Genomic DNA, 20,827 nt, shown 5'->3' with positions numbered 1-20,827 from the left:
GCGTCCGGTTTCATCTGTGCCGGTCCGATCCGATCGGCCCAACACGAGGCGACCCCCGCGCGGGGCGAGGTAAGAGGTGCGTCTACAGTGGCGTGGTACGCGCAAGCCTTTACGGGGCCTTCATCCACTGGAAGGGCCCAGTCGGAGCTTGCTGGATTCTCTCTCAGGGGTGTGCGTGACGGCCGTCGAATCCCGTCCAGCGGGGGTGCTCGGGACGAGCCCCGGTCACCGGCCGTTCGGGGCCCGGGCCATGGCTTTCGTGGCTTTGACCAAGCCGCGGATCATCGAACTTCTGCTGATCACCACAGTGCCGGTGATGTTCCTGGCCGAACAGGGCGTTCCGTCGCTGTGGCTGGTCCTGGCGACCTGCTTCGGCGGTTACCTGTCGGCGGGCGGCGCGAACGCGCTGAACATGTACATCGACCGCGACATCGACGCACTGATGGACCGCACGTCGCAGCGACCGCTGGTCACGGGCATGGTGAGCCCGAACGAGTGCCTGGTCTTCGGCATCTCGCTCGGCGTGATCTCCACCCTGTTCTTCGGCTTCCTGGTCAACTGGCTGTCGGCCGCGCTGTCGCTCGGGGCGCTCCTCTTCTACGTCGTCGTCTACACGATGCTGTTGAAGCGCCGCACGACGCAGAACATCGTCTGGGGCGGCATCGCCGGCTGCCTGCCGGTGCTCATCGGCTGGTCGGCGGTGAAGAACGAGGTCTCCTGGGCCGCGGTCATCCTCTTCCTCGTCATCTTCTTCTGGACGCCGCCGCACTACTGGCCGCTGTCCATGAAGGTGGCCGACGACTACGCGCGGGTCGGCGTGCCGATGCTGCCGGTCGTGGCGGGCAACAAGGTCGTGGCCAAGCAGATCGTGATCTACAGCTGGGTGATGGTCGGCGTGTCGCTGCTGCTCACCCCGCTGGGTTACACGGGCTGGTTCTACACCACGGTCGCGCTGGTGGCCGGTGGTTGGTGGCTGTGGGAGGCGCACGCGCTGAACGCCCGGGCCAAGGCCGGGGTGACGGGCGCGAAGCTCAAGGAGATGCGACTGTTCCACTGGTCGATCACCTACGTGTCGCTCCTGTTCGTCGCCGTGGCCGTGGATCCCTTCCTCCGCTGATTACTCGCCGGTAGCATGCCGTGTATGGCAGAGACCGCGGAGACCACAGACACCGCTGACACCCCAGACAAGAAGCAGGACCGCAAGGCCGCGAAGCTGGCCCGGCAGATCGACGCGTTCGCCGGGCAGCACGGCGGCGCGCAGGGCCACCTCGCGCACATCGGCCAGGCCGGCACCCGCATCGTCCTCGTCGGCGCCGACGGCGGTTGGGGCGACCTCGTCGCCCCGACCTTCGAGGTGGCGAGGCTGGCCGCCGAGAAGGCCGGCCTCACGCTCCACGAGGAGTTCGACGGCGAGTTCGCCGCCCGGGTCAAGACCGGCCCCTACGAGTGGACCCGCATGGCGGGCATCCAGATCGGCGGCCCCGCCAACCCGGCCGCCTGATCCCGTGGGGGGTCGGTCAACAGCGCGAGCAACACCTCACACCCCGCTCACCCGTTAGGACGTGTGGAAGCCCCTTCCCCACGTCCGCAACGGGATGCCCGGATGATCGAAACGCCGCCCCTGGTGGACCAGCACTGCCACGGAGTGCTCCGTACGGAGCTGGGCCTCGCCGGTTTCGAGGCGCAGCTGATCCGCTCGGCGGGTCCGCCCGCCGCCGGTACCACCTTCTTCGACACCCAGACCGGCTTCGCCGTGCGCCGCTGGTGTCCGCCCCTGCTCGGCCTGGAGCCGCACTGCCCGCCCGCCCACTACCTCGCCCGGCGGCGCGAGCTCGGGGCCGCGGAGAGCGGCCGGCGGCTGTTGCGGGGCTCCGGGGTGGGCGTCTTCCTCGTCGACACGGGGGACGTCGGCGCCTCCGGCCACGACGGACACCCCGGGCATCCCGGTCACCACGGTGACGGCGGGGACGTCTGCGGGCCCGGGGAACTGGCCCTCGCCGGGCGGGCGCGGGCCCACGAGGTCGTCCGGCTGGAGATGCTGGCCGAGCAGGCCGCGGACACCTCCGGAACCGTCGCCGCCTTCCTCGCCAACCTCGCCGGAGCCGTCCACCACGCGGCCGCGCACGCCGTGGCCTTCAGCTTCGGGGCCGCCATGGCCGACGGGACGGGGTACGCGGAGGCCCTGCTCCGGGCCGCCGAACCGCCGGGGCCGGGCGAGGTGCGCGGGGCGGCCGACCGGTGGATCGCCGGGCGCGCCAGGGGCGGGGCCGTCCACGACCCCGTACTCCTGCGGCACCTGCTGTGGAGCGCGGTCTCCTCGGGGCTGCCGATCCAGCTGCACACCGGCACGGCGCCGCCCGAGGCGCTGACCGGGTTCGTCCGGGCCACCGCCGGACTGGGGGCGTACGTCGTCCTGCTGGGCGGCTACCCGCACCACCGGCACGCGGCCCGGCTCGCGGCGGCGTACCCGCACGTGCACGCGGACCTCGGGCCCGTCCTGGCACGGACGGGGGCGCGGGCCGGCGCCGTACTGGCCGAGCTGCTGGAGCTGGCCCCGTTCGGGAAGCTGCTGTACTCCAGCGGGGCTCGACGCCTTCCCGAGCTGCACGCGACCGGGGCCCTGGTGTTCCGCGAGGCCCTGGGGCGGGTCCTGGGCGGCTGGGTCACCGACGGTGCCTGGTCCTGGCGCGACGCGCACCGCGTCGCGGGGATGATCGCGGCGGGCAACGCGCGCCGCGTCTACCGGCTGGACGAACGGGACTGAGGGGCGGAACCCGACGGGGCGGGGCCGTCGGGACGGGGCGACCGGGCCGACGGGCGGGGGAGTGCCCCGCCCGTCCGGCGGTCGGACCGCGGCGTCAGACGGCGGAGAGCGCGGCCTCGTCGCGGGCCGGCGCGGCGTCCGCCGGCTCCGTCGAACGCTCGCGCAGGCTCAGGGCCAGGCGGAGCACCGAGATCCACACCAGGCAGGAGCCCAGCATGTGCGCGGCGACCAGCACCTCGGGGAGCTGCGTGAAGAACTGGACGTAGCCGATCGCGCCCTGCGCGAGCAGCACCACCAGCAGGTCGCGGGCGCGCGCCCGGGTGTCGGTGGGGGCGTCGACCACCCGCAGCACCAGCCACATCGCTACGGCCAGCGCGCACACCAGCCAGGCGGCGATGGCGTGCACGTGCGCGGTGGCCGCCCAGTCGAACGGCATCCGCTTGATCTCGCTGCGGTCACCGGCGTGCGGCCCCGAGCCGGTCACGACGGTGCCCGCCGCGATGAGCACGAGCGTGGTGGCGATCAACGCCCACGACAGCTTGCGCACCGGTGCCGGCACGCGCGGTCGGGGAGCGGCGTCGCTCTCGCGGGTGCGCTGCCAGGTGAGGGTCGTGACCGTGATCAGGCCGGTGGCGAGCAGGAAGTGCCCGGCCACGCTGTACGGGTTCAGCCCCGTCAGGACGGTGATGCCGCCGAGGACGGCGTTGCACATCACCAGCGCGAACTGGATCCAGCCGAGCTTCGTCAGCGAGTGCCGCCAGGGCTTCGCCGAGCGGGCCGCGAGGATCACGCCGCCGACGGCCGCGCTCAGCACGTACGTCAGCATCCGGTTGCCGAACTCGATGGCGCCGTGGAAGCCCTGGGCCTGGGTGACGATGAGGCTGTCGTCGGTGCACTTGGGCCAGGTGTCGCAGCCGAGACCGGAGCCGGTCAGCCGCACCGCGCCGCCGGTGACGACGATGACCACGCTCATCACGAGCGCGGCGAGGGCCGCGCGCCGGACGGTCCGGGGTGACGGGGTCCAGCGGTCGGCGAGGTATGCGAATGGGTTCAACACGGCCCCTATCGTAGGCGGAGCCTTGTGCAAACTTTCACGAGGGGGTGGGTCCTGGTGCGTCGGCCCCGACGACCAGGCGGAACCGGGCCCCGGCCGGGTCACCCTCCTCGTGCCACCACACGCGGATCCGCCACAGGGCACCCTCGCCCGGGTACCGGGGCGAGGCGATGAAGCCCCGCACCAGCTCCTCGCCCACCTCCCGCGCGCTACGGTCGCGCACCGTCGCGCCGTCGCGCCAGGGGAGGGGCTCCGCGATCCACAGCCCGTCGGCGGCGCGCACGTCCACCCGCCACACCGCCCGCCAGGCGGTCACCTCCAGCATCGTGGACACCTGGTCGACCTCCAGCCCCAGCCGGTGGGCCGCCTCCGCGGCGGAGAAGCCCTGGATCCGGGCGGCCACCACGGCCCGCGGCAGCAGCCGTTCGGGCAGCAGACCGTCCGCCCGCAGCCCGGCCAGGGAGTCGAAGGACAGCAGCCGCAGCCGCCGTTCGAGTTGACGGCCGACGTGGTCCAGGGCCTCCTCCGCCTCCTGGGCCACCTCCGGGTCGGGCGCCTCGCGCAGCAGCCGGCGGAAGTCCGCCTCGGCGTCCACCGCCCAGGCGAAGGCCTCGGCGGCGAGGCCGAGCTCCGCGAGGCGGTCCCCGAGGAACACCTTCGCCTGCGCGAGCCCCCGCCGGTTGACCGGATCGCCCGGGTCCAGGGCCGCCCACACCTCGACGGCGGCCCGGGTCAGGTCACGGGCCCGTTCGCCGGCCGCCCGTTCCATGAAGCCGGGGCCCTCCTCGGCGGCGTCCCCGAGCGGGTGGCGGGGCAGGCGCGCCGCGTCGCTCAGCGGCCAGGCCAGCCAGACGCCCTGGTTGATCAGTCCCCGCGCGTACCAGCGGGCGTACTCGGGGGCGTGCCCGGAGGCCTCGCGCGCGTGCCGCAGGCCCTCCTCGACGGCGGCCAGGGCCCCGGCCCGGTCGCCGGCGGCGAACCTGCGCGCCGCGAGGTCGGCCAGCCGCAGCCCGAGCCGGGCGGCGCACTCGGGGTCCGTGCGGGCGGGCTCGCGCAGTGCCCCGATCAACTCGGCGAGCAGCCGCTCGCTCTCCTCGGGCGTCGCGTGCGCGGCCCCCGATCGGATGCGCGCCCACTGCGCGTCCAGCCGCAGAACGGCTTCCCGCTGAGCCATGCCCGCCCCCCGGCGTCCCGGTCCCGCATTCTCGGTCCCCCGCAGGGGTGGAGGTGGTCATCCTCCCGCCGGGGCAACGTCCGGGGGAAGGGATTCACTCCCAGCGGAAGAGCTTCGCGGCGGCGCCGAGTCCCAGTACCGACCAGACCGCGAGGATGGCGGCGTCGCCCCACGGCAGGCCGGCGCCGTGCTGGAGCACCTCGCGCAGCCCGTGCGAGAGCGCCGAGATGGGCAGCAGCCCGAGGACGCTCTGCACCGCGTCGGGGAACTTCTCCATCGGCACGATCACCCCGCCCCCGACCAGCAGGAGCAGGAAGACCAGGTTGGCGGCGGCGAGGGTGACCTCGGCCTTGAGGGTGCCGGCCATCAGCAGCCCGAGTCCGGAGAAGGCGGCGGTGCCCAGCAGGATCAGGGCGGCGACGGACAGCGGGTTCCCCTGCGGGGACCAGCCCAGCGCGAGGGCGATCGCCGTCAGCAGGGCGATCTGGAGCACCTCGGTGACCAGGACCGACAGGGTCTTGGCGGTCATCAGGGCCCAGCGCGGCAGCGGGGAGGCCCCGAGCCGCTTGAGGATCCCGTAGCGGCGGTCGAAGCCGGTGGCGATGGCCTGGCCGGTGAAGGCGGTGGACATCACGGCGAGGGCGAGGACGCCCGGGGCGAGGAAGTCCACGGACTTGACGGAGCCGCCCGCCTCCAGGGGGACGGAGATGATGTCGACGGAGGAGAACAGGGTCAGCAGCAGCGCCGGGATGATCACGGTGAGCAGCAGCTGCTCGCCGTTGCGCAGCAGCATCCGGGTCTCCAACGCGGTCTGCGCGGCGATCATCCGGGACACGGGCGCGGCGCCCGGGCGGGGGGCGAACGTACCGGCGCTCATGCGCGCAGCTCCTTGCCGGTCAGTTCGAGGAAGACGTCCTCGAGGGTGTGTCGTTCCACGGCGAGGCTGCTCGGCATCACCCCGTGCTGGGCGCACCAGGAGGTGACGGTGGCCAGCATCTGCGGGCCGACGTCACCGGTGACCCGGTAGGAGCCGGGGGTGAGCTCGGCCGCGTCGGTGCCGTCGGGCAGGGCCTTCAGCAGGGAGGCGAGGTCGAGGGAGGGGCGGCCGTTGAAGCGCAGGGTGTTCTCGGCGCCGCCGCGGCACAGCTGATCGGGGCTGCCGTGGGCGATGACCTTGCCGGCGTCGACGATGGCGACCTCGTCGGCGAGCTGCTCGGCCTCGTCCATGTGGTGCGTGGTGAGCACGACGGCGACGCCGTCCGCGCGCAGTTCCCGTACGAGGTCCCAGGTCGCGCGGCGGGCCTGCGGGTCGAGGCCGGCGGTGGGCTCGTCGAGGAAGACCAGCTCGGGGCGGCCCACGACGGCCATGGCCAGGGAGAGGCGCTGCTGCTGTCCGCCGGAGAGCCTGCGGTAGGGGGTGCGGCCGCAGCCGCCGAGGCCGAGGCGTTCCACCAGGGTGTCGACGTCCAGGGGGTCGGCGTACAGCTTCGCCATGTGGCGGAGCATCTCGACGGCGCGGGCGCCGGAGTAGACCCCGCCGGACTGGAGCATGACGCCGATGCGCGGGCGCAGGGCCTCGGCCTGGGAGGTCGGGTCGAGCCCGAGCACGCGCACGGCGCCGGCGTCGGGGCGGCGGTAGCCCTCGCAGGTCTCGACGGTGGTGGTCTTGCCCGCGCCGTTGGGACCGAGGACGGCGGTCACCGCGTCGCGGGGCACCGTGAGGTCCAGACCGTCCACCGCTGTCTTGGATCCGTACCGTTTCACCAGTCCGCGGATCTCCACGGCGGGGTCGTTGCTCATGGGAGACGAGTCTACGGAGCGCGGGAGGGGGGCTTTGGTCCCGGGGGTGGCGGGGTCAGGGGCCCGGGACCCGGTGACCTTTTCGGGCCGTCCGGGGGCCCGCGCGGTCCTAGCGTTGAGTGGTGAACAGCATCGCCGAGAACGTCCAGGCCACCTCCGGACAGGCCGCGCACAAGGCCCACGACCTGGGGCACCCGCCGCGCTACTTCGTCTCCGCGATGCTCGCGGGCGCGTACATCGGCATCGGCGAGGTGCTGCTGCTCGTGGCGATCTCGCCGTTCGTGGCGCAGGGCTCGGCGGCGGTGAAGCTGCTGGAGGGCGCGGTGTTCCCGATCGCGCTGACGATCGTGATGTTCGCGGGGGCGCAGCTGTTCACCAGCAACGTGATGGTGATGCTGGTCGGCGCCCTCTCGGGGCGGACGGGCCCGCGGGACCTGGCGCTGTCCTGGGCGCTGTCGCTCGCGGGGAACCTGGCGGGGGCCTTCCTCTTCGGGGCGATGGTGCACGCGTCCGGGGTGACCTCGTCGCCGTCGGCGCGGGCGATGCTGGCGGAGATGGTGCACGGGAAGACGGCGCTGGGCGGCGGTCAGCTGTTCTGGCGCGCGGTGCTGTGCAACATGCTCGTCTGCCTGGCGATCTGGATGTTCACTCGAGCCCGGGGTGACGCGGCCAAGATTTTCGTCCTGTGGCTGCCCGTGGCGGTCTTCGTGGCGGTGGGATTCGAGCACTGCGTCGCGAACATGGCTCTTTTCAGCCTGGCGATCCTGGATGGCTCATCGCAATGCGGTGATCTTTTCCGGAACCTGATGTTTACCGTCCCGGGGAACGTCGTGGGCGGAGGTTTGCTGGTGGGAGCCGTTTATTGGTTCACCGGAGGCTCCCGCAGGGAATGCGGAACGCTGTCATCCGATTAACTCTCCGTCGACAAATTAGGTAACCCTTAGTGATGGAGGCCACCAGGGGTGGCGTCCGTCACGGCTTGTCGTCGCTCACTTAATTACGCAACAATGGCGTTGTGAAATACGGCGAACGGATGATCGAGACCCCGCACGGGGAGCTCGCGACCGGAGAGCGGTCAACCCGCAACCGGGTCGCGCGGTCGATCCTGGACCACGGTCCTTCCACCGTCGCCGATCTCGCGCAGCGTCTCGGCCTCACCCAGGCCGCCGTCCGCCGCCACCTCGACACGCTCGTCGCCGACGACGTGGTCGCACCCCGTGAGCAGCGCGTGTACGGCACGCGCACCCGGGGTCGACCCGCCAAGGTCTTCGCGCTCACCGACTGCGGCCGCGACGCCTTCGACCAGTCCTACGACACCCTCGCCGCCGACGCCCTGCGCTGGATCGCGCAGTCCGTCGGCGGGGGTGAGCGGGGGGAGGCGGCCGTGGCAGCCTTCGCCAGGGCCCGCATGGAGGCGCAGGCGCAGCCCTACCGGGAGTCCATCGAGGCGGCCGCACCCGCGGACCGTACCGAGGCCCTGGCCAAGGCGTTGACCGCGGACGGGTACGCTGCTACGGCGAAGAGCGCTCCCGGTCCGCACAGCGGCGAACAGCTCTGTCAGCACCACTGCCCGGTCGCACACGTCGCCGAGCAGTTCCCGCAGCTCTGCGAGGCGGAGACCGAGGTCTTCTCCCGCCTGCTCGGGACGCACGTGCAGCGCCTCGCCACGATCGCCCACGGCGACGGAGTGTGCACCACGTTCATTCCGCGAAGCGCCACACAGACCGACACATCAGCATCTGCAAGTACGGCCGGGAGGAACCCCGCATGACCACGGAGACTGCTCACCCTGAGCTCGATGGCCTGGGCACCTACGAATACGGCTGGGCCGACTCCGACGCGGCCGGCGCCGCTGCCAAGCGGGGTCTGTCCGAGGAGGTCGTCCGCGACATCTCGGCCAAGAAGTCCGAGCCGGAGTGGATGCTGAACCTCCGCCTCAAGGGCCTCAGGCTGTTCGACAAGAAGCCCATGCCGAACTGGGGTTCCGACCTCTCGGGCATCGACTTCGACAACATCAAGTACTTCGTGCGTTCCACCGAGAAGCAGGCCGCTTCCTGGGAGGACCTGCCCGAGGACATCAAGAACACGTACGACAAGCTCGGCATCCCGGAGGCGGAGAAGCAGCGCCTCGTCGCCGGTGTCGCGGCCCAGTACGAGTCCGAGGTCGTCTACCACCAGATCCGCGAGGACCTGGAGGAGCAGGGCGTGATCTTCCTCGACACGGACACCGCGCTCAAGGAGCACCCGGAGCTCTTCCAGGAGTACTTCGGCACGGTCATCCCGGTCGGCGACAACAAGTTCGCGTCCCTGAACACCGCGGTGTGGTCCGGCGGCTCGTTCATCTACGTCCCCAAGGGTGTCCACGTGGACATCCCGCTCCAGGCCTACTTCCGCATCAACACGGAGAACATGGGCCAGTTCGAGCGGACGCTGATCATCGTCGACGAGGACGCCTACGTCCACTACGTCGAGGGCTGCACCGCCCCGATCTACTCCTCGGACTCGCTGCACAGCGCCGTGGTCGAGATCATCGTGAAGAAGGGCGGCCGCTGCCGCTACACGACCATCCAGAACTGGTCGAACAACGTCTACAACCTGGTCACCAAGCGCGCCGTGGCGTACGAGGGCGCGACCATGGAGTGGATCGACGGCAACATCGGTTCCAAGGTCACCATGAAGTACCCGGCCGTCTACCTGATGGGCGAGCACGCCAAGGGCGAGACCCTGTCCATCGCCTTCGCGGGCGAGGGCCAGCACCAGGACGCCGGCTCCAAGATGGTCCACATGGCGCCGAACACCTCGTCGAACATCGTCTCCAAGTCGGTGGCGCGAGGCGGCGGCCGCACCTCCTACCGCGGTCTCGTCGAGATCGGCGAGGGCGCCCCGGGCTCCAAGTCCAACGTGCTGTGCGACGCGCTCCTGGTCGACACGATCTCCCGCTCGGACACCTACCCCTACGTCGACGTCCGCGAGGACGACGTGACGATGGGCCACGAGGCCACCGTCTCCAAGGTCTCCGACGACCAGCTGTTCTACCTCATGCAGCGCGGCCTCACCGAGTTCGAGGCCATGGCCATGATCGTGCGCGGCTTCGTCGAGCCGATCGCCAAGGAGCTGCCGATGGAGTACGCGCTGGAGCTCAACCGGCTGATCGAGCTGCAGATGGAGGGCTCGGTCGGCTAGTGCCGACCGCCCCCGTCCCGCAGCACACCCTTTAGACGTAGACGTGTTCTTTTAAGAGAGCGAGCAACACGACAGCCATGGCTGAGGCTCAGAACATCCCGGCGGGCTCCACCACCGCCGGCTCGATCGCGGTGGCCGCCGAGTCCACCGTCGCCACCCGGATGAGCGCGCCCCCGTCCTTCGACGTGGCCGACTTCCCGGTCCCGCACGGTCGCGAGGAGGAGTGGCGCTTCACCCCGCTGGCCCGCCTCAAGGGCCTGCACGACGGCACCGCGGTCGCCAACGGCACCATGAAGGCCCAGATCGACGCGCCCGAGGGCGTCACGGTCGAGTCCGTCGAGCGCGGCGACGAGCGGATCGGCAAGGCCGGCGTCCCCGTCGACCGGGTCTCGGCCCAGGCCTTCTCCTCGTTCGCCAAGGCCACGGTCGTCACCGTGCCCAAGGAGACCGTGCTCGCCGAGCCGATCCGCGTCGCGCTGCACGGCGAGGGCGGCACGACCTACGGTCACACCGTCTTCGACATCAAGCCGTTCGCCGAGGCGATCATCGTGATCGACCACACCGGTGACGGCGTGCGCGCCGCCAACGTCGACGTCCTCGTCGGCGACGGCGCCAAGGTGACCTTCGTGTCGATCCAGGACTGGGACGACACCGCGGTCCACACCTCGCAGCACAACGCCCTCGTCGGCCGCGACGCGACCTTCAAGTCCGTGGTCGTCACCTTCGGCGGCGACCTGGTCCGGCTGCACCCGCGCGTCACCTACGCCGCCCCCGGCGGCGAGGCCGAGATGCTCGGCCTGTACTTCACGGACGCCGGCCAGCACCAGGAGCACCGCCTCCTGGTCACGCACGACGCCCCGCACTGCAAGTCGAACGTGGTCTACAAGGGCGCGCTCCAGGGCCAGGACGCCCACGCCGTCTGGATCGGTGACGTGCTCATCGAGAAGACCGCCGAGGGCACCGACACCTACGAGATGAACCGCAACCTCGTCCTGACGGACGGCGCGCGCGTCGACTCGGTGCCGAACCTGGAGATCGAGACCGGCGAGATCGTCGGCGCCGGCCACGCCTCCGCGACCGGTCGCTTCGACGACGAGCAGCTGTTCTACCTCCAGGCCCGCGGCATCCCGGCCGACGAGGCCCGCCGCCTGGTCGTGCGCGGCTTCTTCGCCGAGCTCGTCCAGCAGATCGGCGTCGCGGACATCGAGGAGCGGCTGATCGCCCGGATCGAGACCGAGCTGCAGGCGTCCGTCTGATGACCTACCTCAAGGCCTGTGCGCTGAGCGAGCTGGAGGAGAACACCCCCAAGCGGGTGGAACTCGACGGCACGCCGGTGTCCATCGTCTCCACCGAGGGGGAGGTGTTCGCGATCCACGACATCTGCTCGCACGCGAACGTCTCCCTCTCGGAGGGCGAGGTCGACGACTGCATGATCGAGTGCTGGCTGCACGGTTCGGCCTTCGACCTGCGCACCGGCAAGCCCTCGGGCCTGCCCGCGACCCGCCCCGTACCCGTTTACCCCGTCAAGATCGAAGGGGACGACGTGCTCGTCTCCCTCACCCAGGAGTCCTGAGGTATCCATGGCAACGCTTGAAATCCACGACCTGCACGTCTCCGTCGAGGCCGAGAACGGCGCCCGCGAGATCCTCAAGGGCGTCGACCTCACCGTCAAGCAGGGTGAGACGCACGCCATCATGGGTCCGAACGGCTCCGGCAAGTCCACGCTGGCCTACTCCCTGGCCGGTCACCCGAAGTACACCATCACCGGTGGCACCGTCACCCTCGACGGCGAAGACGTCCTGGAGATGTCCGTCGACGAGCGCGCCCGCGCCGGTGTCTTCCTCGCCATGCAGTACCCGGTCGAGGTCCCCGGCGTCTCGGTCTCCAACTTCCTGCGCACCTCGGCCACCGCCATCCGCGGCGAGGCCCCCAAGCTGCGCACCTGGGTGAAGGAGGTCAAGTCCGCGATGGAGCAGCTCCAGATGGACCCGGCCTTCGCCGAGCGCAACGTGAACGAGGGCTTCTCCGGCGGTGAGAAGAAGCGCCACGAGATCCTCCAGCTGGAGCTCCTCAAGCCGAAGATCGCGATCCTCGACGAGACCGACTCCGGCCTCGACGTCGACGCCCTGCGCATCGTCTCCGAGGGCGTCAACCGCGTCCGCGAGACCGGTGAGGTCGGCACCCTGCTGATCACGCACTACACGCGCATCCTGCGCTACATCAAGCCCGACTTCGTGCACGTGTTCGCCAACGGCCGCATCGCCGAGTCCGGCGGCGCCGAGCTGGCCGACCAGCTGGAGGCCGAGGGTTACGACAAGTACGTGAAGGGTGGCGCGACCGCGTGACACAGCTGCCTGGCCTCCTCGACATCGAGGCGATCCGCAAGGACTTCCCCCTGCTGGATCGTGTGGTCCACGACGGGAAGAAGATCGTTTACCTGGACAACGCTGCGACCTCGCAGAAGCCGCGCCAGGTGCTCGACGCGCTGAACGAGTACTACGAGCGGCACAACGCCAACGTCCACCGCGGCGTGCACGTGCTCGCCGAGGAGGCCACGGCGCTGTACGAGGGCGCTCGCGACAAGGTCGCCGCCTTCATCAACGCGCCGAGCCGCGACGAGGTGATCTTCACCAAGAACGCCTCGGAGTCGCTCAACCTGGTCGCGAACATGCTCGGCTGGGCGGACGAGCCCTACCGGGTCGACCGGGAGACCGAGATCGCCATCACGGAGATGGAGCACCACTCCAACATCGTCCCGTGGCAGCTGCTCGCGCAGCGCACCGGCGCGAAGCTGAAGTGGTTCGGCCTCACCGACGACGGCCGGCTCGACCTGTCCAACATCGAAGAGGTCATCACGGAGAAGACGAAGATCGTCTCCTTCACGCTGGTCTCCAACATCATGGGCACCGTCAACCCGGTCGAGGCGATCGTCCGCCGCGCGCAGGAGGTCGGCGCGCTGGTGCTGATCGACGCCTCGCAGGCCGCTCCCCACATGCCCCTGGACGTCCAGGCCCTCGGCGCCGACTTCGTGGCCTTCACCGGCCACAAGATGTGCGGCCCGACCGGCATCGGCGTCCTGTGGGGCCGCCAGGAGCTCCTGGAGGACCTGCCGCCGTTCCTCGGTGGCGGCGAGATGATCGAGACCGTGTCGATGCACGCCTCGACGTACGCCCCCGCGCCCCACAAGTTCGAGGCCGGTACGCCCCCGATCGCCCAGGCCGTCGGCCTCGGCGCGGCCGTGGACTACCTGTCCGCGATCGGCATGGACAAGATCGCCGCCCACGAGCACGCGATCACCGAGTACGCCGTCCGGCGCCTCCTGGAGGTCCCCGACCTGCGGATCATCGGCCCGACCACGGCCGAGGACCGCGGCGCCGCGATCTCGTTCACGCTCGGTGACATCCACCCGCACGACGTCGGTCAGGTGCTCGACGAGCAGGGCATCGCCGTCCGCGTGGGTCACCACTGCGCGCGTCCGGTCTGCCTGCGGTACGGAATTCCCGCGACCACGCGAGCGTCTTTCTACCTGTACTCCTCTCCCGCCGAGGTCGACGCGCTGATCGACGGGCTGGAGCACGTACGGAACTTCTTCGGATGACGGGGAACGAGACGAAGGCGCTGGGGCCGCTGTGAAGCTGGATTCGATGTACCAGGAACTGATCCTGGACCACTACAAGCACCCGCACGGACGTGGCCTGCGCGACGGCGACGCCGAGGTGCACCACGTCAACCCGACGTGCGGCGACGAGATCACGCTGCGCGTGAAGTACGACGGGGAGACGCTCACCGACGTCTCCTACGAGGGCCAGGGCTGCTCCATCAGCCAGGCCAGCGCGTCCGTGCTGAACGAGCTGCTCGTCGGCAAGGAACTCGCCGAGGCGCGGAAGATCCAGGGCGTCTTCCTGGAGATGATGCAGTCGAAGGGCAAGATCGAGCCCGACGAGGCCATGGAGGAGGTGCTGGAGGACGCGGTCGCGTTCGTCGGCGTCTCCAAGTACCCCGCGCGGGTGAAGTGTGCTCTCCTGAGTTGGATGGCGTGGAAGGACGCGACCGCCCAGGCACTGGGTGACGCGGAGAGGAAGACGGCATGACCGAGAACGCGACGCCCGAGGCGTCGATCAAGCCGGCCACCGAGGAAGAGGTCCGCGAGGCCCTCTACGACGTGGTCGACCCCGAGCTGGGCATCGACGTCGTCAACCTGGGCCTGATCTACGGCATCCACATCGACGACGCGAACATCGCGACCCTCGACATGACCCTGACCTCGGCGGCCTGCCCGCTGACGGACGTCATCGAGGACCAGGCGAAGTCGGCGACGGAGGGCATCGTCAACGAGCTCCGCATCAACTGGGTCTGGATGCCGCCGTGGGGTCCGGACAAGATCACGGACGACGGTCGTGAGCAGCTGCGCGCGCTCGGCTTCAACGTCTGACGCACGCTCTGACGCGGGCGTGGCGCGCGCACGGCGCGCACCGCGCGCATCACGGGTACGGGCGAGGGCCCCCGGCACGGTCGTGCCGGGGGCCCTCCCCGCTTTCCGGGCGGTGCCGGTTGTTTCCCGGCCGGCCGGCCGGCGTGCACCCGGAGTTGGCCGGGCCGGCCGAACCTTCTCGACGGCCGTCAGCACGTGACGGCGCCCACGAGAGGATCCTCCGTGCCCGTTCGCCCCACCCCGGTACACCGTCGCGCCGCCCTGGGCGCCGGGGCCGCGGCCCTGCTCGTCGCGGGCCTCACCGTCCCCGCGCACGCGCAGGGCGCCCACGCCGCCCCGACGATCGCCCTGTCCGCCGCCCGGCTCACCGGCGCGGTGGGCGGCGTCGGCGACCCGGCCGTCACCGTGGACGTGGCGCAGGCCGGGGTCCCGGACGGCTTCCTGAGGCTGCGGGTCGTCGCCTCCAGCAATCCCGCCGTGGCCCGCGTGGAGGACGTACGGCAGACCCGCACGCGCGAGGGCGACCGCGAGCTGACGGTCCGCGCCCGCGGGCGCGGACACACCGACCTGACCCTCGAGGTCACCGGGCGCGGCGGCGGGACCGCCACGACCACCCTCTCCTACGCCGCCTCGGCGCGGGTCGCGGACTCCGCCTCCACCCGCTACCAGACCGGCTCCTCCGACGCCTCGGCCGCCGTCGACGTGGGGGGCGGCCACGTGCTGGTGGCCGACGACGAGTCCAACGTGCTGCGCCTGTACGACCGTTCCCGCTCCGGCGGCCCGGTCAGGACCTGGGACCTCGGCCCCGCGCTCGGCCTGAAGAAGGAGGTCGACATCGAGGGGGCGGCCCGGGTCGGCGACACCGTCTACTGGACCGGCTCGCTCGGCAACAACAAGGACGGCAAGTACAAGGCGGAACGCAACACCGTCTTCACCACCCGCGTCACCGGTTCGGGCGCCTCCACCGAGATCGCCTTCGGCGCCGCCTACCGGAGCCTGCGCGAGGACCTGGTCGCCTGGGACGCCGCGCACGGCAACCGGTACGGCTTCGCGGCGGGGACGGCCGCCGGTGAGGTGCCCAAGCAGATCGACGGGTTCAACGTGGAGGGGCTGGAGTTCGCCCCGGGCTCCACGACCACCGCCTACCTGGGCTTCCGGGCCCCGCTGGCCCCGGCCGTGCCCGGTGGCAGGGCGCTGGTCGTCCCCGTCACCAACATCGACCGGGTGCTCGCGGCCGGCGACCGGCCGGTCTTCGGCGAGCCGATCGAATGGGACCTCGGCGGGCTCGCGATCCGCGACGTCAAGAAGAACGCCGCGAACCAGTACCTGATCCTGGCCGGCTCCTTCGCCGCCGACGACAACTCCGACCCCTACGCGCTCTACCAGTGGGACGGCGTCCCCGGGCACGCCCCGCGCAAGCGGGCGGACCTGCCGACCACCGACCCCGGCGGCTGGGAGTCCGTCGTCGCGGTCCCCGACCTGCGGCGGCCCGGTGCGCGCGTGCAGCTCGTCACCGACAACGGCGCCGCGGACCTGTACGGCGACGGGGTGGAGGCCAAGGACCTGCCGCACGCGGAGTGGAAGAAGTCGCGGTCGGCCTGGTTCACCCTGAACCGCGCCCGCTGAGGCCCGGCCGGGGCCGGCCTCGGGGGCGCTCCCGTACGGCCGTGGCCGCCGGCTCGATACGTACGGGTGTACGCATCCCGTGTATACAGTCGTACGCATGCCCTACGTACTGCTTGCCGCGGCCATCGCCGCCGAGGTCGCCGGAACCACCGCCATGAAGTACAGCGAGGGCTTCACCCGCCTGTGGCCCTCGCTGGGGACGCTGCTCGGCTACGTCATCGCCTTCACGCTCCTCGCGCAGACGCTGAAGTCGATGTCGGTGGGCACGGCGTACGCGATCTGGGCCGGCGTCGGCACCGCCGCCATCGCCGCGATCGGCATGGTCTTCATGGGTGAGGCGGCCACCGCCGCGAAGATCGCCGGGATCGGGCTGGTCATCGCGGGCGTGGTCCTGCTCAATCTGGGCGGGGCCACCCACTGATGGCCCCCGGTGCGCGCCGCCACGATCCCGGGCGCCGGCAGCGGATCATCGACGCGGCGACGCGCGTGGTCGAGGCACGGGGCATCGCCGGTCTCGGTCACCGCAGCGTGGCGGCCGAGGCGGACGTGCCGCTGGGCTCGACCACGTACCACTTCGCGACCCTCGACGAACTCCTGGTCGCCACCCTGCGGCAGGCGAACGAGGCCCACGCCCCGAGGCTCGTGCTCCGCGACGGCGAGGACCTCGCCGGGGCCCTGGCGCGGCTGCTGGGCGAGCGGTTGACGGCGGAGCGCGGCCGCGTCGAGCTGGAGTACGAGCTGTACCTCGCCGCGCTGCGCCGGCCCGCGCTGCGCCCGGTCGTCGCGCGGTGGTGCGAGGACGTGGACCGGGCCCTGGAGCCGTACGCCGACCCGGCCACGGCCCGCGCGCTGGTGGCGGTGCTGGACGGGATCGGCCTGCGGGTGCTGCTCACGGACACCCCGTACGACGAGGCCGGCGCGCGGGAGGCGCTGGGTCGGATCCTGACCGGGGGCCGACCCGGGGGCCGACCCGGGGGCTGACCCCGGGGGCTGAACGGGAGGAGCCCGGCGGGCCGGCCCGGGCCCGCCCGGGACGAGCCGCCGGACCGGGGTGGGTCGGGCTCCGCGCGCCGGGTTCGGTGCGCCGCGCGCGCTCGGTGCGCCGCGCTCGGTGCGCCGCGCTCGGTGCGCCGCGCTCAGTGCGCCGCGCGCACCGCCGCGAGGGCCGTCGTCACGCTCGCCTCGATGTCCCCGATCGGGTAGATCACCTCGCGCACCGTCCGGTCCCGATCCACGACCAGCGTCAGCCGCTTGATCCGGCTCGTCCCGGCCGCGCGGAACGTCGGCAGGCGCAGGGCCGTCACCAGTTCCAGCCCCGCGTCCGACAGCAGCGGGAAGCGCAGCCCCTCCTTCTCGGCGAACTCCCGCTGCTCGTCCGGGCGCTGCGTCGACACCCCGTGCACGGTGGCGCCGGCCGCGGTGAACTCCGCGAGCTGGTCGCGGTAGGTGCACGACTCCAACGTGCAGCCCTGCGCGCCGGGGATCCCGGCCCAGCCGGGCGGGTAGGACTCGGCCCGGGCGTACGCGCCCGGGAAGCAGTACAGGACCGTGAACGGGGTCCCCGCCACCGGGTCGCGGAGCTCGCCGAACCGGTCCGGCAGCAGCAGCTCCGGCAGGCGTGTGCCGCGCAGCGCGTGGACCCGTGCGGCCTCCTTCGAGGACTCCCGTGTCGTCGCCGTCATCTCTCCCTCTCCCAGGACCCAGGTGTCACCCCAGTCCTGGAGGGCCACCAGGACCGGCAGCAGGCCCCGCCCGCGCGGGGTCAGCCGGTATGCGTGCCGCACCGGACGTTCCTGGTACGGCTCGCGCGTCAGCACGCCCGCCTCGACCAGCAGCCTCAGCCGCTCGGCGAGCACCTTGCGGGAGACGCCGAGTTCGCGTTGGAGCTCGTCGAAGCGGTACAGGCCGCGTGCGGTGTCGCGCACGATCAGCAGCGTCCACCAGTCGCCCACGACGTCGAGGGCCTGGGCGATGGAGCAGTCCGCGTCGCCGAGTTGTGTGCGCTGGGCCATGGCACTCCTTTGTCCGTTGACCCCAGGCTGTCATGCTGACATAGTCCGTTCCTAAAGGGAACTTACTCGTCGGATGTGGGGGCGCGGGTGTGCTGAAGGGGTTCAAGGACATACCGAGGGTCGTGTGGCTGCTGGCCGCGGGGGTGTTCGTCAACGCCGTCGTCGGCTTCACCTTCGTCTTCGTCTTCCTCTACCTGACCGGCCCGCGCGGCCTCGGCGCCGCACAGGCGGGCCTGGCCACCGGCATCGGCGGCATCGGTCTGGTCGCGGGCAACTTCACGGGCGGCTGGTACGGGGACCGCTTCGGGCACCGCAGGGTGCTGCTCGCCGCCTCCGCCGTCGGCGGACTGCTCCTGACGACCTTCCCCCTGCTGTCGAACCCCGCGCTCTACGCGGCCCTGCCACTGGCCCAGTACGCCTCCGGGGTGGTCCGCGCCTCGAACGCCGCGCTGGTCGCCGTCACCGTCCCCGAGGGCGCGCGCCGGCAGGCCTTCGCCGTCGTGCGCTGCGCCTCCAACGGGGGCTTCACCCTCGGCCCGCCGATCGGGGCCCTGGTCGCCGCCGGACTCTCCTACGACTGGCTGTTCGTCGCGGACGGCGTCGGCACCCTCTTCTTCGCCTGCTGGACCGCCCGCGTCGTCCCGGCCCGCGGCGCCCGCGGGAGCGCCGCCGCCCGGGCGGGCGCCGGGGCGGGCGCGCAGGCGGAGCGGGGCGGGGTCCTCGCGGCGCTGCGGGCGCGGCCGACCGTACCGGTCCTGCTCGCCGCCATCCTCGTCGTGGACGTGGTCTACCGCCAGCAGTACTCCGTCTTCCCCGTCTTCCTCGCCGATCACGGGCTCGACGTACGGGCCTTCGGCCTGATCATCGCCCTCAACGGGGCCGTGATCCTGCTGCTGGAACTGCCCGCCGCCGTCGCGCTGCGCGCCAGACCCCCGCTGGCGGTGATCGGGACCGGCCTCGTGCTGGTCGGCGCCGGCTACGCGGCCCTGATCGCGGGAGCCGGGGTCGCCACCGCCGTCACCATGATGGTGCTCCTGAGCCTCGGCGAGATCCTCTACAAGACCACCGCCACCGCCTACGTGGCGGACCAGGCCCCGGACCACGCCGTCGGACGCTTCCAGAGCCTCTACGCCGGGGTCTCCACGGGTGGTGTCGTCCTGGGCCCGCCGCTGGGGGGAGCGCTGTACGGTGCCGCGCCGGGCCTGCTGTGGCCGCTGTGCGCCCTGCTCGCGGCGGGCGCGGGGGCTCTGCTGCTGGCGCTGTCCCGCCGGGAGGCGCGCGGGGTCGCCCGCGCCGCCGCGCACGAGGCGGCGTCGCCGGGGCGGACACCCGCGGCGCCCCCGGCGCACGCGACCGGCACCTGAGACCGGCACATGAGACCGGTTCGCGACCACGGGCCGTCGCCGGTTAGGTTTCGGGCATGACTGCTACGCGTACCACCGGCGCCGTCGCCGCCGGACTTGCCACCATCACCGCCGACGGCACCGTCCTCGACACCTGGTTCCCCGCCCCCGAGCTGGCCCTCGAGCCCGGCCCGGCCGGCACCGAGCGCCTCACCGCCGAGCAGGCCGTGGAGCTCCTCGGCGCGGCCGCGGCCAAGGCCGTCCGCTCGGACGCGGTCCGGGGCGTCGAGGTCGTGGCCGTCCGCACCGTCATCGCCTCCCTGGAGGACAAGCCGCTCGACGCGCACGACGCGTACCTGCGCCTGCACCTGCTGAGCCACCGCCTGGTCAAGCCGCACGGCCAGAACCTGGACGGCGTCTTCGGCCTCCTCGCCAACGTCGCCTGGACCTCCCTGGGCCCGGTCGCCGTCGACCAGGTCGAGACCGTCCGCCTGAACGCCCGCGCGGAGGGCCTGCACCTCCAGGTCACCTCGATCGACAAGTTCCCGCGCATGACCGACTACGTCGCCCCCAAGGGTGTGCGCATCGCCGACGCCGACCGCGTCCGCCTCGGCGCGCACCTCGCCGAGGGCACCACCGTCATGCACGAGGGCTTCGTCAACTTCAACGCCGGCACCCTGGGCACCTCCATGGTCGAGGGCCGCATCTCGGCGGGCGTCGTCGTCGGCGACGGCTCCGACATCGGCGGCGGCGCCTCCACCATGGGTACCCTCTCGGGCGGCGGCAAGCAGATCATCTCGATCGGCGAGCGCACCCTCGTCGGCGCCGAGGCGGGCGTGGGCATCGCGCTGGGCGACGAGTGCGTCGTCGAGGCCGGCCTCTACGTCACCGCCGGCACCCGCGTCACCCTGCCGGACGGCCAGATCGTCAAGGCCCTGGAGCTCTCCGGCGCCCACAACATCCTCTTCCGCCGCAACTCGGTCACCGGCACCGTCGAGGCCCGCCCGTACAAGGCGGCCTGGGGCGGCCTGAACGAGGTCCTGCACAGCCACAACTGACCCGCGAGGGCCGGTACGCGCGACGCCCCCACCCCGAACTGGGGTGGGGGCGTTCGTGTGCGCGGCGTGCTGCGGCGCGGCCGTCAGCGCAGGGGGATCGAGCGGATCAGGCCGGCGAAGGCCTCCTGTTCCGCCTCGGTCAGTTCGACCGACTCCATCGGGTGCCCCGCCGACGTGCGCTGCGTCGGGATGAACGGCATGCCCTCGTAGGCGCCCGGCTCGGGGTGGTGGAAGCGGCTGTCCCACAGCATGTGGCCGAGGCCGACGACCCAGACGAGCGCGGCCACGAAGAGCACCACGAGGCCGATTTCCTGGGCGAGGGAGATGGAGGGGAACACGCGGTCCTCCCGGTAGGGCGAGCGAACGGGCCGGTACGCGACA

23 protein-coding genes are annotated in these 20,827 nt (G+C 71.8%); 17 read left to right on the top strand and 6 right to left on the bottom strand.

Going from position 1 to position 20,827, the window contains the following annotated elements; all coding sequences use genetic code 11:
- Positions 1-169 precede the first annotated feature (169 nt).
- The 3 genes from ACZ6ZI_RS00210 to ACZ6ZI_RS00200 all read left to right on the top strand — a co-directional run bounded on the left by ACZ6ZI_RS00210 (position 170) and on the right by ACZ6ZI_RS00200 (position 2,764).
- Positions 170-1,117 carry a heme o synthase gene (locus tag ACZ6ZI_RS00210; RefSeq protein WP_363055808.1) on the top strand — a complete coding sequence of 316 codons (948 nt, stop codon included), beginning with the start codon at positions 170-172 and terminating at the stop codon, positions 1,115-1,117.
- A gap of 24 nt (positions 1,118-1,141) precedes the next feature.
- Positions 1,142-1,501, top strand: a complete 360-nt coding sequence (locus ACZ6ZI_RS00205) for a hypothetical protein (RefSeq protein WP_469513809.1) — start codon at positions 1,142-1,144, stop codon at positions 1,499-1,501.
- A gap of 102 nt (positions 1,502-1,603) precedes the next feature.
- Positions 1,604-2,764 carry an amidohydrolase gene (locus ACZ6ZI_RS00200; RefSeq protein WP_469513806.1) on the top strand — a complete coding sequence of 387 codons (1,161 nt, stop codon included), beginning with the start codon at positions 1,604-1,606 and terminating at the stop codon, positions 2,762-2,764.
- Positions 2,765-2,858: 94 nt separating this feature from the next.
- Here ACZ6ZI_RS00200 and ACZ6ZI_RS00195 read toward each other — a convergent pair whose 3' ends face one another.
- The 4 genes from ACZ6ZI_RS00195 to ACZ6ZI_RS00180 all read right to left on the bottom strand — a co-directional run bounded on the left by ACZ6ZI_RS00195 (position 2,859) and on the right by ACZ6ZI_RS00180 (position 6,792).
- Positions 2,859-3,851, bottom strand: a complete 993-nt coding sequence (locus ACZ6ZI_RS00195) for a COX15/CtaA family protein (RefSeq protein ID WP_469513803.1) — start codon at positions 3,849-3,851, stop codon at positions 2,859-2,861.
- Positions 3,852-3,855: 4 nt separating this feature from the next.
- Entirely contained in the window at positions 3,856-4,992 is a 1,137-nt protein-coding gene (locus tag ACZ6ZI_RS00190; RefSeq protein ID WP_469513799.1) for a hypothetical protein, read from the bottom strand.
- Positions 4,993-5,086: 94 nt separating this feature from the next.
- Entirely contained in the window at positions 5,087-5,869 is a 783-nt protein-coding gene (locus ACZ6ZI_RS00185) for an ABC transporter permease (RefSeq protein ID WP_469513796.1), read from the bottom strand.
- Positions 5,866-6,792, bottom strand: a complete 927-nt coding sequence (locus tag ACZ6ZI_RS00180) for an ABC transporter ATP-binding protein (protein ID WP_469513793.1) — start codon at positions 6,790-6,792, stop codon at positions 5,866-5,868. Before ACZ6ZI_RS00180 ends, ACZ6ZI_RS00185 begins: the two co-directional genes overlap by 4 nt.
- A gap of 122 nt (positions 6,793-6,914) precedes the next feature.
- On the opposite strand from ACZ6ZI_RS00180, the gene ACZ6ZI_RS00175 reads away from it, so the two are divergent.
- From ACZ6ZI_RS00175 to ACZ6ZI_RS00120, 12 genes are all read left to right on the top strand, one after another.
- Positions 6,915-7,706: a formate/nitrite transporter family protein gene (locus ACZ6ZI_RS00175; protein WP_469513790.1), complete on the top strand. Its 792-nt coding sequence runs from the start codon at positions 6,915-6,917 to the stop codon at positions 7,704-7,706.
- A 119-nt stretch (positions 7,707-7,825) separates the two neighbouring features.
- Positions 7,826-8,563, top strand: a complete 738-nt coding sequence (locus ACZ6ZI_RS00170) for a helix-turn-helix transcriptional regulator (protein WP_363055807.1) — start codon at positions 7,826-7,828, stop codon at positions 8,561-8,563.
- Positions 8,560-9,975, top strand: coding sequence for a Fe-S cluster assembly protein SufB (sufB, locus tag ACZ6ZI_RS00165; protein WP_363055703.1), 1,416 nt, complete (start codon positions 8,560-8,562; stop codon positions 9,973-9,975). The genes ACZ6ZI_RS00170 and sufB overlap by 4 nt, the downstream gene beginning before the upstream one ends.
- A gap of 77 nt (positions 9,976-10,052) precedes the next feature.
- Positions 10,053-11,231 (top strand): Fe-S cluster assembly protein SufD, encoded by a 1,179-nt coding sequence (gene sufD, locus ACZ6ZI_RS00160; protein WP_469513785.1) that lies wholly within the window; start codon positions 10,053-10,055, stop codon positions 11,229-11,231.
- On the top strand, positions 11,231-11,548 hold the full coding sequence (locus tag ACZ6ZI_RS00155) for a non-heme iron oxygenase ferredoxin subunit (protein WP_363055701.1): 318 nt from the start codon (positions 11,231-11,233) through the stop codon (positions 11,546-11,548). The genes sufD and ACZ6ZI_RS00155 overlap by 1 nt, the downstream gene beginning before the upstream one ends.
- Before the next feature lie 7 nt (positions 11,549-11,555).
- The gene (gene sufC, locus ACZ6ZI_RS00150; protein WP_053785807.1) at positions 11,556-12,320 is read left to right on the top strand and encodes a Fe-S cluster assembly ATPase SufC; all 765 of its coding nucleotides are present in this window, start codon (positions 11,556-11,558) and stop codon (positions 12,318-12,320) included.
- The gene (locus ACZ6ZI_RS00145) at positions 12,317-13,573 is read left to right on the top strand and encodes a cysteine desulfurase (protein WP_363055700.1); all 1,257 of its coding nucleotides are present in this window, start codon (positions 12,317-12,319) and stop codon (positions 13,571-13,573) included. Before sufC ends, ACZ6ZI_RS00145 begins: the two co-directional genes overlap by 4 nt.
- Before the next feature lie 31 nt (positions 13,574-13,604).
- Complete coding sequence (sufU, locus tag ACZ6ZI_RS00140) at positions 13,605-14,066, top strand: Fe-S cluster assembly sulfur transfer protein SufU (RefSeq protein WP_190181976.1); 462 nt, start codon at positions 13,605-13,607, stop codon at positions 14,064-14,066.
- Positions 14,063-14,407, top strand: coding sequence for a metal-sulfur cluster assembly factor (locus ACZ6ZI_RS00135; protein ID WP_007263433.1), 345 nt, complete (start codon positions 14,063-14,065; stop codon positions 14,405-14,407). Before sufU ends, ACZ6ZI_RS00135 begins: the two co-directional genes overlap by 4 nt.
- A gap of 222 nt (positions 14,408-14,629) precedes the next feature.
- Positions 14,630-16,033, top strand: a complete 1,404-nt coding sequence (locus ACZ6ZI_RS00130) for a hypothetical protein (protein WP_469513778.1) — start codon at positions 14,630-14,632, stop codon at positions 16,031-16,033.
- A gap of 97 nt (positions 16,034-16,130) precedes the next feature.
- Complete coding sequence (locus ACZ6ZI_RS00125) at positions 16,131-16,454, top strand: DMT family transporter (protein WP_363055698.1); 324 nt, start codon at positions 16,131-16,133, stop codon at positions 16,452-16,454.
- On the top strand, positions 16,454-17,014 hold the full coding sequence (locus ACZ6ZI_RS00120) for a TetR/AcrR family transcriptional regulator (RefSeq protein ID WP_469513774.1): 561 nt from the start codon (positions 16,454-16,456) through the stop codon (positions 17,012-17,014). Before ACZ6ZI_RS00125 ends, ACZ6ZI_RS00120 begins: the two co-directional genes overlap by 1 nt.
- Before the next feature lie 155 nt (positions 17,015-17,169).
- Here ACZ6ZI_RS00120 and ACZ6ZI_RS00115 read toward each other — a convergent pair whose 3' ends face one another.
- Positions 17,170-18,045 carry a winged helix-turn-helix transcriptional regulator gene (locus ACZ6ZI_RS00115; RefSeq protein ID WP_363055696.1) on the bottom strand — a complete coding sequence of 292 codons (876 nt, stop codon included), beginning with the start codon at positions 18,043-18,045 and terminating at the stop codon, positions 17,170-17,172.
- Between the two features lie 89 nt (positions 18,046-18,134).
- Here ACZ6ZI_RS00115 and ACZ6ZI_RS00110 point away from each other — a divergent pair, with 89 nt between their 5' ends.
- Both ACZ6ZI_RS00110 and dapD read left to right on the top strand, forming a co-directional pair.
- Entirely contained in the window at positions 18,135-19,409 is a 1,275-nt protein-coding gene (locus tag ACZ6ZI_RS00110) for an MFS transporter (protein WP_469513769.1), read from the top strand.
- 56 nt (positions 19,410-19,465) lie between these two features.
- Positions 19,466-20,446, top strand: a complete 981-nt coding sequence (gene dapD, locus ACZ6ZI_RS00105; RefSeq protein WP_469513766.1) for a 2,3,4,5-tetrahydropyridine-2,6-dicarboxylate N-succinyltransferase — start codon at positions 19,466-19,468, stop codon at positions 20,444-20,446.
- An 83-nt stretch (positions 20,447-20,529) separates the two neighbouring features.
- On the opposite strand, the gene ACZ6ZI_RS00100 is transcribed toward dapD, so the two are convergent.
- Positions 20,530-20,784 (bottom strand): hypothetical protein, encoded by a 255-nt coding sequence (locus tag ACZ6ZI_RS00100; RefSeq protein ID WP_363055692.1) that lies wholly within the window; start codon positions 20,782-20,784, stop codon positions 20,530-20,532.
- Positions 20,785-20,827 lie beyond the last annotated feature (43 nt).

Source organism: Streptomyces sp. NPDC103540, from assembly GCF_055584445.1.
This window is presented reverse-complemented; position numbering and strand designations above follow the sequence as displayed.